The 16,147-nt window shown below is 70.3% G+C and carries 14 protein-coding genes and 1 pseudogene; 9 read left to right on the top strand and 6 right to left on the bottom strand.

The window, feature by feature from the left end:
* The first annotated feature begins 52 nt into the window (after positions 1-52).
* Both ACIA73_RS19465 and ACIA73_RS19460 read left to right on the top strand, forming a co-directional pair.
* Entirely contained in the window at positions 53-2,512 is a 2,460-nt protein-coding gene (locus ACIA73_RS19465) for a beta-glucosidase (protein WP_399440111.1), read from the top strand.
* A 128-nt stretch (positions 2,513-2,640) separates the two neighbouring features.
* On the top strand, positions 2,641-3,969 hold the full coding sequence (locus tag ACIA73_RS19460; protein WP_399439823.1) for an ABC transporter ATP-binding protein: 1,329 nt from the start codon (positions 2,641-2,643) through the stop codon (positions 3,967-3,969).
* A gap of 112 nt (positions 3,970-4,081) precedes the next feature.
* Here ACIA73_RS19460 and ACIA73_RS19455 read toward each other — a convergent pair whose 3' ends face one another.
* A complete protein-coding gene (locus tag ACIA73_RS19455; protein ID WP_399439821.1) occupies positions 4,082-6,082 on the bottom strand; it encodes a putative Ig domain-containing protein in 2,001 nt (666 codons plus the stop codon).
* A 537-nt stretch (positions 6,083-6,619) separates the two neighbouring features.
* Between ACIA73_RS19455 and ACIA73_RS19450 the strand changes: the two genes are divergently transcribed.
* The 3 genes from ACIA73_RS19450 to ACIA73_RS19440 all read left to right on the top strand — a co-directional run bounded on the left by ACIA73_RS19450 (position 6,620) and on the right by ACIA73_RS19440 (position 10,181).
* Positions 6,620-9,367 carry an AAA family ATPase gene (locus ACIA73_RS19450; protein ID WP_399439820.1) on the top strand — a complete coding sequence of 916 codons (2,748 nt, stop codon included), beginning with the start codon at positions 6,620-6,622 and terminating at the stop codon, positions 9,365-9,367.
* A gap of 251 nt (positions 9,368-9,618) precedes the next feature.
* Positions 9,619-9,924 (top strand): DUF6247 family protein, encoded by a 306-nt coding sequence (locus tag ACIA73_RS19445; RefSeq protein ID WP_399439819.1) that lies wholly within the window; start codon positions 9,619-9,621, stop codon positions 9,922-9,924.
* On the top strand, positions 9,921-10,181 hold the full coding sequence (locus ACIA73_RS19440) for a hypothetical protein (RefSeq protein ID WP_399439818.1): 261 nt from the start codon (positions 9,921-9,923) through the stop codon (positions 10,179-10,181). The genes ACIA73_RS19445 and ACIA73_RS19440 overlap by 4 nt, the downstream gene beginning before the upstream one ends.
* 110 nt (positions 10,182-10,291) lie before the next feature.
* On the opposite strand, the gene ACIA73_RS19435 is transcribed toward ACIA73_RS19440, so the two are convergent.
* Complete coding sequence (locus ACIA73_RS19435; RefSeq protein WP_399439817.1) at positions 10,292-10,750, bottom strand: hypothetical protein; 459 nt, start codon at positions 10,748-10,750, stop codon at positions 10,292-10,294.
* A gap of 285 nt (positions 10,751-11,035) precedes the next feature.
* Positions 11,036-11,167 (bottom strand): annotated as a pseudogene (locus ACIA73_RS19430) (IS5/IS1182 family transposase); the annotation flags it as partial.
* Positions 11,168-11,284: 117 nt separating this feature from the next.
* On the opposite strand from ACIA73_RS19430, the gene ACIA73_RS19425 reads away from it, so the two are divergent.
* Positions 11,285-11,800 (top strand): GNAT family N-acetyltransferase, encoded by a 516-nt coding sequence (locus ACIA73_RS19425; RefSeq protein ID WP_399439815.1) that lies wholly within the window; start codon positions 11,285-11,287, stop codon positions 11,798-11,800.
* Between the two features lie 88 nt (positions 11,801-11,888).
* On the opposite strand, the gene ACIA73_RS19420 is transcribed toward ACIA73_RS19425, so the two are convergent.
* Positions 11,889-12,335, bottom strand: coding sequence for a MerR family transcriptional regulator (locus ACIA73_RS19420; RefSeq protein ID WP_399439814.1), 447 nt, complete (start codon positions 12,333-12,335; stop codon positions 11,889-11,891).
* Between the two features lie 59 nt (positions 12,336-12,394).
* On the opposite strand from ACIA73_RS19420, the gene ACIA73_RS19415 reads away from it, so the two are divergent.
* Positions 12,395-13,303 (top strand): NAD(P)-dependent oxidoreductase, encoded by a 909-nt coding sequence (locus ACIA73_RS19415; protein WP_399439813.1) that lies wholly within the window; start codon positions 12,395-12,397, stop codon positions 13,301-13,303.
* A 266-nt stretch (positions 13,304-13,569) separates the two neighbouring features.
* Positions 13,570-14,010 carry a putative phosphothreonine lyase domain-containg protein gene (locus ACIA73_RS19410; RefSeq protein WP_399439812.1) on the top strand — a complete coding sequence of 147 codons (441 nt, stop codon included), beginning with the start codon at positions 13,570-13,572 and terminating at the stop codon, positions 14,008-14,010.
* Positions 14,011-14,340: 330 nt separating this feature from the next.
* Here ACIA73_RS19410 and ACIA73_RS19405 read toward each other — a convergent pair whose 3' ends face one another.
* Positions 14,341-15,018, bottom strand: a complete 678-nt coding sequence (locus ACIA73_RS19405) for a winged helix-turn-helix transcriptional regulator (protein ID WP_399439811.1) — start codon at positions 15,016-15,018, stop codon at positions 14,341-14,343.
* A gap of 49 nt (positions 15,019-15,067) precedes the next feature.
* Here ACIA73_RS19405 and ACIA73_RS19400 point away from each other — a divergent pair, with 49 nt between their 5' ends.
* Positions 15,068-15,487, top strand: a complete 420-nt coding sequence (locus ACIA73_RS19400; RefSeq protein WP_399439810.1) for a DUF1761 domain-containing protein — start codon at positions 15,068-15,070, stop codon at positions 15,485-15,487.
* A gap of 241 nt (positions 15,488-15,728) precedes the next feature.
* On the opposite strand, the gene ACIA73_RS19395 is transcribed toward ACIA73_RS19400, so the two are convergent.
* The gene (locus ACIA73_RS19395; protein ID WP_399439809.1) at positions 15,729-15,899 is read right to left on the bottom strand and encodes a hypothetical protein; all 171 of its coding nucleotides are present in this window, start codon (positions 15,897-15,899) and stop codon (positions 15,729-15,731) included.
* Positions 15,900-16,147: the final 248 nt, after the last annotated feature.

Here is a 16,147-nt window from a genome sequence, read left to right as displayed (position 1 = left end):
TCCGCACGGCCCTCGAACGGTCGCGCCGGAGCGCCGAGCCGCACCAAGGGGACTGCGCTCTCCCGGAAGGAAACAGGAAGCAGCGATGCGAGAAGACATGCTGGACCGGCTGGTCGAAAAGCTGACCCTTGAGCAGAAGATACGTCTGCTCACCGGCTCCACGACGTGGAGAACGGCTGCCGAAGAGGCGATCGGGCTCAGGGAGATGGTCTGTTCCGACGGCCCGGCGGGTGTGCGGGGGGAGGCGTGGGACGAGCGGCGCACCTCTGCCCTGCTCCCCTCGGCCTCGGCCCTCGGCGCGGCCTGGGACGATCAGCTCCTCTTCGACCTGGGGGGACTGCTCGCCTCGGAGGCCGTCCTCAAAGGTGTCGACATCGTGCTCGCGCCCAATCTGAACCTGCACCGCAGCCCGCTGGGCGGGCGCCACTTCGAGTGCTTCTCGGAGGACCCCGAACTGACCGGCCGTACCGGGGCCGCGCTGATCCGGGGCATCCAGGAACACGGGGTGGCCGCGACGGCCAAGCACTTCGTCGCCAACGACTCCGAGACCGACAGGCTGCACGCCGACGTCCGGGTCGGCGAACAGGCCCTGCGCGAGGTCTACCTCGCCCCCTTCGAGGCAGCCGTGGAAGCCGGTGTCTGGCTGACCATGGCCGGCTACAACAGCGTCGACGGCACGACGATGACGGCTCACCCGCTGCTGTCCACGCCGCTCAAGACCGAATGGGCTTTCGACGGCGTTGCCGTCTCCGACTGGGCCGCGGTCCGCACCGCCGAGCAACCGGCGCGCTCCGCCCTCGACCTGGCGATGCCGGGCCCCCGCAGCCCCTGGGCGGACGGCCTGGTCCGGGCCGTGGAAGAGGGCCGCGTCCCCCCTGCGGCCGTCGACGACAAGGTGCGCCGGATACTCCGGCTCGCGGCCCGGGTCGGCGCGATCGAGGAGCGCCGTCGTCGCCGTCCGACGATGCGGACCAGGGAGGTGCGGCTGCTGCTGCGACGTGCGGTCGCCGCCGGGACGGTACTGGTGCGGAACGAGAAGATCCTGCCCCTCGACCACGGAACCCTGTCGACGGTGGCGGTCATCGGAGAGCACGCCGCATCCCCCCGCGTACAGGGCGGCGGCAGTGCCGGTGTGTTCCCCTCGGCGGTCGTCACCCCGCTCGATGGCATCCGCGCACAACTGCGAGGGCGAGGCCGGGTGGTGTACGCCCCGGGCCCCACTCCGCACGTGCCTCCGCCGCCTTTGGGCACCGACCGGTGCACCGACCCGAGGTCGGGCGAGCCCGGTGTACTCCTGCGCTGCCTGGACGCCGCGGGGCGCGAACTGTACGCGGAACGGCGCCTGTCGGGCAGGCAGCTCGAACCCGAGGAGGTTCCCGGTGCGCACACGGTGGAGATCAGCGCGCTGCTCCGGCCCGAGACCGCCGGGGCGTGGACCTTCGGCATGGGCGGCTTCGGCCGGATGACGCTCAGCGTGGACGGGGAGGCCGTTCTCGATGGAACCTACGCCTGCGAGACCGACGATCCGGCGCTGGTGCATGTCACCCCGCACCTGCACACCGCACAGGCGCACTTGGAGAAGGAACACCCAGTCCTGCTGGTGGCACGGCGTCAACTGGCCTCCGGCACGGGCCGCGCCACCGTGGTCGCCGCCGCGCCGCCGCGGCGCGACCGGGCGGACGCCCTGGCCCGGGCCGTGGACGTGGCCCGCGACGCGGACGCCGTGATCGTCGTGGTGGGTACGACGGAGCACAGCGAGACGGAAGGGTACGACCGCGCGGATCTGTCCCTCGGCCGCCATCAGGACGATCTCGTACGTGCGGTCGCCGCCGCCAACCCGCGTACCGTCGCGGTGGTCAACAGCGGAGGTCCGGTCGAGCTTCCCTGGCGCGCTGAGGTGGGCGCACTGCTGCTCTCCTGGTTCTCCGGCCAGGAAGCCGGCGCGGGCCTGGCCGACGTCCTCTTCGGACGCAGCGAGCCGGGAGGCAGGCTCCCCACGACCTGGGCGGCCTCCCTCGCCGACGCCCCCGTCACGCACACCCGGCCCGTCGACGGCCGGCTCGACTACGCGGAGGGCCTGCACATCGGTTACCGCGCCTGGCTCCGCGAAGCACGGGAGCCCGCCTACTGGTTCGGGCACGGCCTGGGCTACACCACCTGGGAGTACGTGCACGTGGACGCGCCGGAACGGACCGAAACCGGAGTTCCGTTCACCGTCCGGGTGACGTTGCGCAACACCGGCGAGCGACCGGGGCGAGAGGTCGTCCAGGTCTACCTGGCCCGACCGGACTCAGCCGTGGAGCGTCCCGCACAGTGGCTCGCCGGTTATGCGGCGGTCCACGCCGACGCGGGCCGCTCGGTGACGGCGGAGGTGGTTGTCACGCCGCGCGCGCTGAGGCACTGGTCCTGCGGGGAGGGGGCCTGGCGTACGGAACCAGGACCGTACCGGCTCATGGTGGGACGGTCGGCGGGAGCCACGGAGTGGGAGGGAACGGTGACGGCGACTGCCTGACGCCCGCCGCACAGCGTTGTCACCACATGGTCAACCATTCTTTTCTCATGGCGAAAATAGCTTTCTCAAAGCTCTTGGGCGAGCTACTTCCAGCTCGCCCTTACTCTCTCTGTCCCGGGCGGATACTCGTGAGTCGTGCCATTGTGCTGCGAGGTGTGAGCAAGAAGTACGACCGTGACTCCTTTGCGGTCCAGCAGGTTTCCCTGACGGTCGGGCCGGGGGAGTTCCTGGTGCTTCTGGGGCCTTCCGGCTGTGGGAAATCGACGGTCCTGCGCATGATCGCCGGCTTGGAGGCGATCAGCGAGGGCGAACTGCTGCTGGGCGGGAGTCACGCCAACGAAACCCCGCCGCACCAGCGGGACATCGCCATGGTTTTCCAGAACCTCGCGCTTTATCCTTCGATGACGATTCGAGAGAACATCGGCTTCCCGTTGAAGCTCCGGGATCCCGCGGCGGACCACGCCCCGCAGGTGGAGGCGACCGCGCGGATGCTCGCCATCGAGGACCTGCTCGATCGTCTTCCCGGTCAGCTCTCGGGTGGAGAGCGGCAGCGGGTGGCCATGGGCAGGGCCGTCTCCCGGCACCCTTCCGTCTTCCTGTTCGACGAGCCGCTGTCCAACCTCGATGCCAAATTGCGCGAGCATCTGCGCGCCGAAATCGCCCAGCTGACCAGGGAAATGGGTGTGACGACGGTTTACGTGACCCACGACCAGTCGGAGGCGATGTCACTGGGTGACCGGGTCGCGGTCATGCGGGACGGGGTTCTGCAACAGATAAGCCCACCCCGCGAGTTGTACACCCACCCGGCGAACGTCTTCGTGGCGGCCTTCGTCGGCACGCCGCGCATCAACTTGCTGGAAGCCGTCGTGCACGCCCCGGTCGGCGCCCGGATGACCCTGCAACTGGGCCGGCAATCCCTCGTACTGCCGGAACCTCTGAGTGCGGACCACCAACTCCTGCGTCTGCAGCAGGGACGCCCGGTGATCGCCGGGCTGCGCTGCGAAGCGGTACGCATCGCCGCCCCCAGCCAGGCGAGAGAGGGCGAGACAGTACTGACCGGGATCGTGGAGCACGTCGAGTATCAGGGGCACGAAGTGCTGGTGCATCTCCATACCGGCTCGCGGCCGGCGGCCGTGCCCGATCCGCAGAGCGTACGACTCGGGGCTGCGGGCCCGTACAGACGCTCCTCGCGACAGCGTGGCTTCGAGCGGGTGAAAGCCCTCACCGCGGGCTGGAGGGACCGGTATCCGATGCCCGCGGACAGCACCTCGACGGCGACCCGGCGAGAGCACAGGACCACGGTGCGCAGCGACCTCGTTGTACGGACGAGCCCGCAGGGGCAAATGAGGATCGGCGCCCAGGTGCCGCTGCTGGTCGACCTGGCTCAGCTGTACGTGTTCGACCACCAGGGCCGGAGAATCTGCCCGGCACCGGAGAACGCGGTGGGTCTGGACTGAGCGGGCGGGAGCCGCCTCGGTCCGCCGCCTTCAGGGCGAGGCAGCGGGACCGGCCCGTTGCCGTGCGGGGGTGTGCCGCCCCGTGCCGGCACACCCCCGCCCCTCCCCGGTCTCAGGACCAGACGGTGAACGTCACGGTGACCCGGGACGATGTGCCCGCGGCATCGGTGACGGTCAGGACCGCGTTGCGTGATCCCCAGGCGGTGGGCGTGCCGGAGACGACGCCCGTTCCGGCGGCGATCGTCAGGCCCGCCGGGAGGTTGGTGGCGGTGAAGGAGTACGGGGCGCTCCCGCCGGTGACGGCGAGGGGCAGCCGTACGGGGCGGCCGACGTAGACGTTCTGGCTGCCCGGGTTGGTCAGGACCGGGGTGGTGCCGCCCGCCGGCGCGACCGTCCAGCTGAACAACGTGCTCGCGCTCCTGCCCGTGGAGTCGGTCACCTTGGCGTTCACGGTCGAGGTGCCCGCGGTGGTGGGGGTCCCGGAGACGACGCCGGTGGCGGCGGCCAGGGAGAGCCCGGCGGGGAGGCCGGTCGCGGAGTACGTGTAGGGGGTGCTGCCGCCGCTCGCGCGCAGGGTGAGGCTCGCGGCCTTGGCGACGGTCGCGCTCTGGTTGCCGGGTGCGGCGAGGGCCAGGTCGGCGTTGGCCGGGGTGATGGTCCAGGTGAAGGACGTGCTGCCCTTCCTGCCCGCCGAGTCCGTGGCCGTGACGGTCACGTTCGAGGTGCCGGCGGCGGTCGGGCTGCCGGTGACGGTGCCGGTGGAGGCGGCGAGGGAGGTGCCCGCCGGAAGTCCGGTGGCGCTCCAGGTGTAGGGGGCCGTACCGCCCTCGGCGCTGTTGCGGATCTCGGCGGCCGTGTTGACGGCGGTACTGCGGTCGCTGACCGCGGCGACGGTCACCTCGCCCGGCTGCGGGGTGGACGTCACCAGGCCCGCGCCGAACTTCGACAGCGCCTCGTTGACGGGCTGGAAGATCGTGAACTTCTCGCCGCTGCCGCCACTGCACGTGGCGCTCCCGCCGCCCGAGTGCAGGCCGACGGCTTTCCCGCCGGCGGCGGTGACGTAACTCCCGCCCGAATCACCCCCGGCGGAACAGGCGTTGGAGTAGGACAGGCCGTCGATGACGACATTCCCGTAGTCCACGCTCTGGTTGACCTTGGTGACCTCGCCGCACTGCAGTCCCGAGGTCTGCCCCGAGCGGCACACGGACGTACCGACGACCGCTTCGGCGGAGCCGGTGACGGGGATGTCCGCCTTGCCCCAGCCGCTGACGACGCCGGCGAGTTCCCAGCCCGCCTGGTCGACGTCGACGATGCCCATGTCGCCCTCGCGGGCGTTGACGCTGCCGGAACCGTTCTTGTTGGACGTGCCGACGCGGGTGCCGTCCTTGCCGTACGCGGGCTGGCTCACGTCGTTCGTGCAGTGCCCTGCGGTGAGGAACGCCTTGGACCCGCCGCTGGTACGGGTGACGGGGAAGCCTATCGAGCACGGGCTCTCGCTGCCCGGCACCCACTTCTCGCCGCCGCGCACCTCGCCGCCCTGCTGGCGGGGTACGTCCGAGGACTCGGCGACCCGGACGAGATTGCCGTACACCGCGAGGCCCGCCAGGAAGTCCGATGTCACACGGTTCGCCGTGCTCGGGTCGACCTGGACGAGGATCTGGCCGGCGCGTGCGTCGGGTCCCCACGACAGGACTCCGGGAACGGCCGCCGCCCGTGCGGACACGGCACGCAACGCCTGGTCGAGGGCCGCGGGGGAATGGGCCGCGCGCTGGGCGACGGCCCCGGCGGCACGTACGGCGGCCGCGTCGGCCTCGGTGGTGACGGCCGCATGGAGTCTGCCGTCCGACGCGTCGAACCAGAGGCCCGCGACCCGGTCGCCCACCCGTGCCCGTACCGCGGTCGCGGTACGGGCCGCGGTGGACTCCTGGTCGATGCGCGTACGCAGCGCGCCGGGGGAGAGGTGCAGGTCGCGCATCATCGCCTTCTCGACGCCCGGCGGCAGAGGCAGAGGTTCGCCGGTGGGTCCCGCGTGGGCGGGTACGGAGCCGAGCGCCACGAGGGCGGCACAGGCCGCGACAGCGGCCGTCACGGCCCGGTGGGGGAATGGACGCATGGGGAGGAGCCCTTCAGTTGGGGTGGGGATCGACCGGGTGGGGTCGATCGGTGTGGGGCCGACAGGGACGGAACGCCGCCCAGGACCGGGACGGGGCGCTGCGGAATACCGGGACGGGCGCCGCGGAAGGGGACCGCGACTCCCGTACCCGAGGCCGTGCCGGCACGGCCTCGGGTACGGGACCGGGCGGGTCGTATGGGGAGCTGACGGCTCCGGCCCCGGGTGGACCCCACAGTGCGGGGCCGGGAGGTGCACGTCATCGGGGAAATCCCCTGCATGTGAGGGGAGTTGGGGAGGGGGCTCCGTGCCCCGCCACCGGGCCCGCCGGAGGTCCGGGGCGCGCCGGTCGACCCCGGGCGCGCGACGCCGCGGCGGTCGCGGGCATCCCACCCCGCGTACCGGCTCGAAAGCCCCGCACGGCCGGGCCGCCCCCGGGGCTCCGCGCGGTGGCGCCCGACCATCAGGGATAACCCTTGACGCCGCCTCTCCCGCGACCGCCCCGTTGCCCCTTCCCCGTGCCCCGCCTACCGTGCCGGGATGACCAGCTCTTCCTCGTCCGCGCCGGTCGCGGGAGAACTCGACCGCTCCTGGCGCGAAACCCTGCGCGAGGCACGGGAGTTGCTCGAACAGCACGGACGGCTTGCCGTCATCGGTGCCTGGGGAACGGGCAAGTCCACGTTTCTCGACGCCCTCGCCGCAGCACTGTCCGACCGGCTGTGCCTACGCATCGGTGCCCGGCCCGGAGACCAGAATCTGGCCTTCGGCGCGGTCTCCCAACTCCTGTGCCGCGCGCGGCACATGCCCGCCGTGCCCCAGCCCGAGGCCTCTCGCACGGGCGTCGTCGCCACCGCCGACCCCCGTCTCGCGGCACGCCTCGCCCTCACCCACGTGCTCGGCAGCGCGCGCCCCGTGCTCCTCCTCGTCGACGGTGCCGAGTGGCTGGACCCCGTCAGCGCGCAGACCCTGGCCCATGTGCTGAGCGCCCTGCCCGCCGGTCGGATCGCCGCCGTCGCCACCGAGCGGACCACCGGATTCCCCCGCTCCGCCGCACTGCTGACCGGCGGCCACCCACCCGTGCTCCCGCTGCGCCCGCTCACTGTCACGGACACCGCCGACCTGCTGGAACAGCGGGCGCTGCCCGCCCGTTGGGCGCCCGGCATTCACCGGCACTGCGGCGGCCACCGCGCCCTGACGGAGGCCCACCTGCGTGCCGTGGCCCGCGAGCCACGACGGCACGGCCTGCCGCGTCCGCCCGCCGAGGTGCGCGACCGTGCGGAGGTCTGGCTGGCCGAGCTGCCCGCCGAGGTGCGCGCGACCTTGCGCACCGCGGCCCTCGCGCACCGGCCCGACGCCGCACTGCTGCGGGAGGCGGGATTCCCGGAGGCCGACGACCACCTCGTGCACGCGGTTGCCGCGGGGGTGATCGACGCGCAGGACCCGTACGATCACGTGCGGTTCACGGCGGGGGCGCTCGCCGACGCCGCTGCCGCCACCGGCGGCGCAGCGGACCGGGCGGACGTTCACCGGGCCCTGGCGGACGCCGTCGCCGATCCCGTCCAGCGGGTCCGCCACCTCGCCCTCGCCCGGCACACCGCCGACCGGAGCACCGCCGAGGACGCCGACCACGCCGCCACCACCGCCCGCGCCGACGGCGACCGGCAGCTCGCCGCCGAACTCCTGCTGCTCTCCGCCAGGTTGACCCCCGCCGACCGCGCCGGCCTGCGCCTGGACCGACTGGCGCGCGCGGCAAACGACGCGTCGTCCGCCGGTCGCGCGGACCTCGCACGGCTGGCCGCCCGCGCACTCGCCGCGGGACGCGCCGGGCGCGCCCAGCGGGTCCGGGCACTTCTGGCGGTCGTGGACGCGCAGGGACAGGACCTCTCCGACATGGAGGCCGACCTCGCCGAGGCCAGGCGGCTGGCCGCCGACGACCCCGGTCTGCTGGCCGCCGTGGAACTGAGGGCGGCCATCGCCGCCAACGTCACCCAGGGCGTCGCCGCCGTTGCCCTGCATCACGCGGGCACCGCCGCCACCCTCGCCGAGCAGGCACAGGACGGTCCGCTGCGGGCCGCCGCGCTCACGATGCGCGCCCGTATGGAACGGCTCACCGGCCACCACGACGACGCGCACCGCACCCTCGCCCAGGCGCTCGCGCTCGGCGTTCCGCCCACCCGCATCGGCATCCGCAACAGCCCCGAGTACCTCACCGCCCGCCACGCCCTGTTCGACGATCGGCTACGGGCGGCACGGGCCCGGTTCGTGGACCTGTTGCCGCAGGCCGGGCAGGCGGGGGAGGCCGAGGACCTGGTGGACCTGTGGCGCAGCCTCGCCGAGGTCGAGGCCCGGCTCGGCTCCTGCGGGGCCGCCCTGCGATGGGCCGCGCGGGCACTTGAACGTACCGCCGCCGCGGGGCTCTCGCCCGGACCCGCCTGGTACACCGCGGCCGTCGCGCACAGCCACGGCGGCTCCTTCGACCAGGCGCGGCAGTACGCCCTCCAGGCGGTACGCGCGTCCCGGGAGGAGCACGACGGCATTCACACCGTCCGGGGCCTGTGGATTCTGGGCGCGATCTGCCTGCACACCGGCGACGCGGAGGGGGCCGCCCGCGCGTTGTGCGAGGTCGGCGAACTCGAAGCGGCCGGAGACACACCCGATCCCGGCATCCTGCGCTGGCAGGCGGACGCCGTCGAGGCGCTGACCGCGGCCCGCCGGGACGGCGCTGCCAGGACACTGCTGGACGCCACGCACGAGCGGGTCGGCACGTACGACCGGCACGCCGGGCTGCGGGCCGCTCTCACGCGTGCACGCGCGGGCTGTCTGCGCGCGGAGGGCCGCACCGACGAGGCGGCGGAACTCCTCGACGACGCAGGGCGGTTGTTCGCCGCCCTGGACATGCCGGTCGAGCAGGGCCGCACCCTCCTCGCCCGGGGCCGCCTGGAACGCGGCCGGCGCAGGCAGGCGGCAGCCCGGGCGGCATGGCAGGAGGCGCACACCGTCTTCCAGGAGGCGCAGGCCGCGCCGTGGCTGGCGTTGTCGGCCTCCGCCCTGGAGCGGCTCTCCGGCCACCACGTGTCGACCGCGCAGTCCCCGGCGGGGCTGCTCACCGAGAACGAACGCCGACTGACCGCCCTGGTCCGGCACGGCGCGACCAACCAGCAGGCGGCCGACCAGATGTACTTGTCGGTCAAGACGGTCGAGTCCATGCTCAGCCGCATCTACCGCAAGGCCGAGGTCCGTTCCCGCACCCAACTCCTGACCCGCCTCACCGAGGGGCCACCCCTGTGAAGGACGGAGGACCGCCCGCCCGGCTATTCGGTACGCGTTCGCGATCCGGCATGGGTACGGCCACGAGGTCATGAGGTAACGCCGGCTTCGGACGGCGCCCTATGGGGTGACCCGTCTGGCCACGCCCGGCGACGGGCGGCTTCGCTGTCCGCTCGAAGCGGTCCGCCTGTTTCTCCAGGATGCGAGTGGCCGCTCCCGCCACTGCCCAGCGCGCGTACCGTGGGGTGACGACCCGCTGGGAGGATCAGCCCATGAGCGCGCAGCCCGACCACGAACCCGTGACGCCGTACGCGCCCGCTCCGGGAGCCCCGGCCGAACTCCTTTCCCGACTGCGCGCCGACCGGCGTGCCGCCGTGTGGGTGCCGGTCTTTGAGCGGGAGTGGGCGGCGGCGCTGGAGGAGTCCCGCCGGACGTTCTCTCTCGCCATGCTCTACGAAGTTGTCCAAGACTGGGAGGGCCGTCTCGCCCACGCCCCGGCCATCGACGCGTTCGTCGCCTCCGGCTACGACGACAGCGAATCCATCGACATGGCGGAGCTGCGGGGAAGGCGCCGGTGACCGCACAGCCGTACGCGGTCCGCTTTTCACCGGCGGCCGCGAAGACCCTCGACACCGTGCCCGAGCACGCAGAAGACACGGTGTGGGACATCCTTGATGGCGCCGCAGCCGCTCCCTGGGGCTTTCGCCAGTGGAACGTCGAGGACCCCGAGGGTGACGACGTGCGTTACGCATCCGTCGGTCAACTGTCCCTCACCTACTGGGTGAACCGGCCCCTGCGTCGTCTGACCGTCCTGAATATCGTCTGGCTCGGGTAACAACCCCGGCCAACCCGCCCGTTCAGCCGCCAGGCCGCACTGGGTGCGCCACCCCAACGGACTGTGAGCCGGGGTGGAGCCCAGCAGGCTCTGGATGCTGACGTGCCGGATCAGAGTGCGTCGTCGTCCCGGTCTCGTGCCCATTCCTCGCGCGGCCGGATGCGTGCGAGGATCCTTCGGACTTCGTCGCGGACGCCGTAATCGGCGTCCGTTGCCAGCTCCCGTAGCTGCTTGATCAATCGGTCTGCACCCTGGGTCGTCATCCAGTCCGGGTCGCAGTCCAGTGCTGCTTGGATCTCCTCGGCCGTCGAGGGGTCGGCCGCCCAACTCCTGGCCAGCAGGACATGGCGCAGACCAACGGTGTCTTTGCGCGCCAGCAGTGCTTCAGCTGTCTGCGAGGTCACGCCAGTGTCCTGGGCGTCCAGAAGGAGACGGTGGAGGACGTCCGCCACCTCGGCGATCCCGGCCGATCTCGCGAGTCGCCGTCCGGCTGCGGCGCGAACCGACCAGGTCGGCGAGGCGGCATCCTCGATCACCTTGCTCAGTTCTTGATCGTCGGTGGACACCATGCCCCCAGCTTGCCAGGGAAGCTGTTGTCTCGCGTGGTTGGCTTTCGGCCGTCCTGCTGGGAACTGGTGAAATCGCCTGCAGATGGCACGCCCCTCCATCGCCCGGGGGAGACTCGTCCGGCCTGGCGGGCGCTGGACCACATGCGGGTAGGGCGGTGCCCGAAACCCCCTTATCCCTGCGGGAGTTGTGCTGCCCTGATCATGCGATACCACGAGCCTGTTCGGGTCGGGGATCACTGGGTGCCCGACAGCCACGGTTCCACGAATCCCTCAGGCCGTCCTCGGTCACGAGCGGAGCCGGATAAGGAGTGCGGCGGCGTTGACGGTGCCGGGGAAGACGTATCCGCGCTTGTCGTAACGGGTGGCGACGGCCCGAAAGTGCCTGATTCTGTGGATCGTCCGCTCAACAGCGTCCTGGCTTTACCACTGGCAGCCAGGACCGCCCCCTCGTCGTCGCTGAGATCCCCTCTGCTGAGCATGATCAGAGCGCGGTAACAGAGCGCGGCCGGTCGTTCCGACGACCAGGAGAGACACATGTCTTCCTCTTCTTCACCCGTCCACGCCGACGTGGACACCAAACGCCTCGTCCTGCGGCACTGGACCAGGAGCGAGGCCACCGCGGTCCTCGACGGCACCCGGTCCCCGTACTGGGCGTACGACTTTCCCGCCGAAGGCGATGGCGTGGTCGCGGGCCTCTTCGAGCAGTACCCCGACTGGCTCGGCGCCTACGGCCACCGTCTGGTCATCGAGCGCGACAGCGGCCTGGTGGTGGGCTCCATCGGCCTGTTCTGGCCACCCACCGAGGGGGTCCTTGAGATCGGCTACGGCATCGTGGCCTCCCGACGTGGCCGAGGCTATGCCCCCGAGGCCACCCAGGCCCTCGCCGACTTCGCCCTCGCCGCGCCAGAAGTCCACACCGTGTCCGCCGACGTGGAGCTGTCGAACCCGGCCTCGGTCCGAGTACTGGAGAAGGCCGGCTTCCGCCGTTGGACGACTGGGGAGAACGTAGCCAAATTCAGGATCTCGAACCCGAACCGCGGTCTGCGCTGATTGCGTGGGGTCCTGGAAGCTACGCCCTCCAGGACCCCATCGTGACCGCTGAATTCCCGGGCTGCCGGCGTGATCGGAGAGACAGGACCTAGTCGGACCTGATGCCGAGCGGGACCGCAGTGGCGTTGCCGGGCCGCTCTGCGGCACCGGCCGCGTAGCAGGCTTCCGGGTCGTCGCCTCCGGTCGGCGCCGTGGCGGCGATGACGGCGTCCAGCGTGTCCCGTGCGGCCAGCAGGCCGGCCACGGCCTCGTTGATGCGTTCACGTTCCCGGTTCAGGTCGGGCAGCATGCCAGAACAGGCCGGCGCCAGGGTCTGCCCGTCGTCGACCATGCAGGGCATCAGTTCGGCGATCGTGGCGGTGTTGAGACCGGCACCGAGCAGCATGCGGATGCCCCGCACTGTGGTGATGTCCTCTTCCGTGAACTCGCGATATCCGCTAGGCCGCCGCGATGGCTTGAGCAGCCCCTGCTCCTCGTAATAGCGCAGCAGGCGTTGGCTGACCCCGGTCCGCCGGGAGAACTCCCCCATGCGCATGTGACGACCACCACGTTCAGTTGACTCTCACATCGATGTGAGCCTGCAGTCTAAGCCGCATGACGAACCAGCGATCAACTAGCCCTCAGCGCGCACCCGTTACCGTCATCGGCCTGGGCCCCATGGGCCTCGCCCTCGCCGAGACGCTTCTGGAACACGGCCACCCCACGACCGTCTGGAACCGCACCCCGGAGAAAGCCAACGGCCTCGTCACCAAGGGCGTCCGCCGCGCGGGGACCGTTGCCGAGGCGGTGTCCGCGAGCCCTGTCACGATCATGTGCCTGAAGGACTACGAGATCATGTACGCGGTTTTCGACTCCGCTGGTGACGCCTTGAAGGGCCGCGTACTGGTGAACCTCAACTCCGGTACCCCCAATGAAGCGCACGCTGCGGTCAACTGGGCAACCGAGCGAGGCATCGGCTATCTGGACGGCGCGATCATGGTGCCGCCGCCGCTCGTCGGGCACCCCGAGTCCGTCTTCCTCTACAGCGGTTCACAGAACGTCTTCGACGAGCACCGGGCGACGCTGGCGAGCATGGGCGATCCCCGATACCTGGGCTCCGAGCCCAGCCTGGCGGTGCTGTACAACGCGGCACTGCTCGACATGATGTACGCGACCATGAACGGCTTTCTGCACGCCACGGCACTGGTCGGGTCGGCGAACGTATCGGCGGTCACGTTCGCCGATCTCGCCCTCAACTGGTTCATGCCCTCGGTGGTGGACTCCACCCTCACCGAGCAAGCTCCCGACCTGGACAAAAGCAACTACCCCGGCGACGTGGGCACCATGGAGATGAACCTCAACGCCCTTGAACACATCACCCGCACCTGTGTAGAGCAGGGCATTCACTCCGACCAGCCGCGGCTGATGAAGTCAATTGCCGAGCAGGCGATCGCCGAGGGCTACAGCGGTAAGAACTACCTGGCCGTGTTCGAAGTCTTCAAGAAGGCGACACAGGCTTCGTGACCTCGTTCCAGCCGGCACACGCAGCAGGTCGCGCACTGCCCAACAAGGCGATCGTTGCCCGCTGCGGCACCAGCAGTCGACGTCCACAAGGACTGACTGTGCTACGAGTGCACTTCCCTCGCCGGACGTCGGCAGATGACCGAGCGTCACTGGCAGAGAATTCATCGAAAGCACGCAGGACGACGGAAGGCGGGAACTTGACTGAGGGCACCCCTCCTTGCCGGGCCGGACTGCCGGCCCCGAGAGGCCGCGGGTGGACTGACCTTGTGCGGGCACCTGACCAACTCGATGAGGGCCTGGACGATTTCGGCAACCGCGTCTCGGGCAAGTGGATGCCCACGGGCATCAACCAACCGTTCTGGGAATTGATCAGAGGCGCCACGATCGAGGGCTATCTGGGAACAGGGGCCAAGGTCCTGAAGGACTTCACCCGGGCATGTGTCTACACCCGGGACTACCGGGATCTCAACGACCTACGACGTGTGCTCACCACGTTGCGGGAACTCGGCCTCACCGGATGGATCAATTACAAACGGGACTGCGACACCGGCAGAGGCTTGTACGGGCGCGGAGCCCTGTACTGGCACTCTCCACCGTGCACCCTGCGCATCGAGGCTCCCCGGTGGTCGGTGGGCCGGGAGATGGACCACGAGAGCCGCCTCCTCAATAGGGAGACCGGCCGAGGGGCGGTCATGCCACAGCCGTAGACCGCAGGACCCGCCCCGCTGGCGTGCTTCCTGCGCAGCGGCCGCGGGCTCGCTCCCGGCCGCTTCCGCCACTTTCGGCACGTCGGGCAGAGAAGGTTCCCGCCGACTCCGTGTCGGTGGGTGGTCTTGTGGCTTCTCTTGCATGAGTTGTTACTAGTTGTTGCGGGCCAGGGCGTCGTTGGCATTGTTTGCCTTGCGGGCCGCTCGCTGCAGTCGGGAGCGTGGGACGTGGCATCGTTCGCACGCTCGTCCGCAGCGGAGCGCCGGGGGTGACCACACCGCCGAGGGCAAGCGTGCTTGTCTGCGGCGGCCTGCGCTTCTCCGTGGTCGTCAGCCGCCGTTGGGCAGTTGAGTCGCGTTCGCATGAACAGGGGCGAGTGCGGTGCGGAGGACCCCCGGGTCGCCGCGGAACTCGCCGACGGCGATGGCCTGCTCGATACTGATCGCTCCAGCGGCCAGAGCGACGACCACGTCGGGAGCTGCGGTGAATACCGAGACTGGATCCCGATCGGGAACGAATGCGCTTGGACCGTCTTCGTCGATCCTCAGCGCCATCAGGAAGCCGCCGGTCTCGATGCCGAGCTCGACGGGCGGAGAGGCGGTTGCGCCTCGGAGGAGGGCAGGCAGCGCGAGGGTCAGCCAGCGCGGCTGAAAGGCGTCGTCGCCCTGGCCGGTCGCCAGCAGCGGCGCGCCCCATCGCCCGAGTGCCTCCATCGGCTCTCGCAGCCCCGCTCCCCATGACGTGAGGGCGTAGACGACTCCCGCATCCCCGAGGCGACGCTCGACTATCCCGTTCGCCTCCATGGTCTTCAGTCGCTCGGACAGGAGGTTCGTCGCGATGCCTTTGAGTGAGGTCTTCAGCTCGGTATAGCGCATCGGACCCGGGATCAGCTCGCGCACGATGAGCAGCGTCCACCGGTCGCCTACGACGTCCAGAGAGCGTGCGAGGGCGCAGAACTGCCCGTAGGAGCGTGCGGCCTTGACCTTCTGGTTTACTTTTTCCACCATGCTTGACGATATCAAGCGCACGGGGCGAGTTCCGAGCAGAGGAGATTCCGTGGAGCTGAGCATCAGCTGGCAGGCCGTCGTGGCCGCGACCGCGGTCGGCACGGCGATCGCCTGGGTCTGGTACAGCGACTGGGGGTTGGTCGGCGGTACTTGGCGGAAGCTGACCGCGGTGACCAAGGAGGACTCCGCGAGAGGTGGCAAGGGTCCGTTCGTGGTCCTGGTGGCGTCGATCGTCGTCACCGCGCTGGCACTTGCAGCCGCCAGCTCCGTCGCTTCCGGCTTCCTCGGCACCGACTCCCTCTTGGCCGCCCTGACAGTTGCTCTCGTGGCATGGCTCGGCTTCTCGCTGACGACCCTGGCACAGCACAACGGCTTCGAGCAGAAGCCTGGCCGGCTCACTGTGATCAACAGCGCCTACCAGCTCGTGCTGTTCCTGGGCATGGCGGTTCCGATCGGGTTGCTGCTGTAGCAGCGCGCACCGGCAGACGGCATGAGTGACGAGGCCGTCGGCGGCGGTGCAGGCGGCCGTGAGTTGTCCGAAGCTCGCGGGGTTTCCGTGACCGTGACAGTCCTCGATCACGGGGCGTCGTGCCACCAGCGGGACAGCGCGAACCGGTGCGCACCGTGCTTCAAGTTCGACGTTCTCGATCCGCGGCTCACGCCACACCTCAACGTGCGCGCCCGCAAGTCTGCCGACCTCGCCTTGTGGATCAACGAATCTGGAGAGTGGCGGCGGTGATGAAGGCGTTGAGGGCGCCCTGTAGCTCCTGTTCGCGTTCAGCAAGCTCGGATTTCGTTGCTGCCCTGCGGATTGGGCCGATGGCGTCGAAGGCCGATGCAGCAAGGGCGACGAGCGTCTCGTCCTCGGCGAGGAGCCGCACTCGGAACTGGGCATTCTCTGTGGCGGCGCCAAGTCGGTCACATTCGGTGAAGGCCTGTAGCGTTTCAGGACTGTCAGCATCTCGCTGCAGGCGGAACCAAAGGGCAACTGTCCCTTGCTTGAGCGCTGTTACGGCCCCTGCGTAGGCACTATAAGAGGCTGTCTCACGTGGTGCTTCAGCTACTCGACCGTACTCGTGAGAAATGCATGAAACTCGGTGGCAAGGTTTCGCATCTCCTCGCCGGCGGC

The organism is Streptomyces sp. NPDC051561 (assembly GCF_044454195.1).
Classification (GTDB): Bacteria; Actinomycetota; Actinomycetes; order Streptomycetales; family Streptomycetaceae; genus Streptomyces.
This window is presented reverse-complemented; position numbering and strand designations above follow the sequence as displayed.

Excerpts from the sequence above, each read along its gene's own strand:
- ACIA73_RS19455 (WP_399439821.1), bottom strand. The coding sequence starts at position 6,082 with ATGCGTCCATTCCCCCACCGGGCCGTGACGGCCGCTGTCGCGGCCTGT.
- ACIA73_RS19450 (WP_399439820.1), top strand. The coding sequence starts at position 6,620 with ATGACCAGCTCTTCCTCGTCCGCGCCGGTCGCGGGAGAACTCGACCGC.
- ACIA73_RS19445 (WP_399439819.1), top strand. The coding sequence starts at position 9,619 with ATGAGCGCGCAGCCCGACCACGAACCCGTGACGCCGTACGCGCCCGCT.
- ACIA73_RS19435 (WP_399439817.1), bottom strand. The coding sequence starts at position 10,750 with ATGGTGTCCACCGACGATCAAGAACTGAGCAAGGTGATCGAGGATGCC.
- ACIA73_RS19425 (WP_399439815.1), top strand. The coding sequence starts at position 11,285 with ATGTCTTCCTCTTCTTCACCCGTCCACGCCGACGTGGACACCAAACGC.
- ACIA73_RS19420 (WP_399439814.1), bottom strand. The coding sequence starts at position 12,335 with ATGCGCATGGGGGAGTTCTCCCGGCGGACCGGGGTCAGCCAACGCCTG.
- ACIA73_RS19415 (WP_399439813.1), top strand. The coding sequence starts at position 12,395 with ATGACGAACCAGCGATCAACTAGCCCTCAGCGCGCACCCGTTACCGTC.
- ACIA73_RS19405 (WP_399439811.1), bottom strand. The coding sequence starts at position 15,018 with ATGGTGGAAAAAGTAAACCAGAAGGTCAAGGCCGCACGCTCCTACGGG.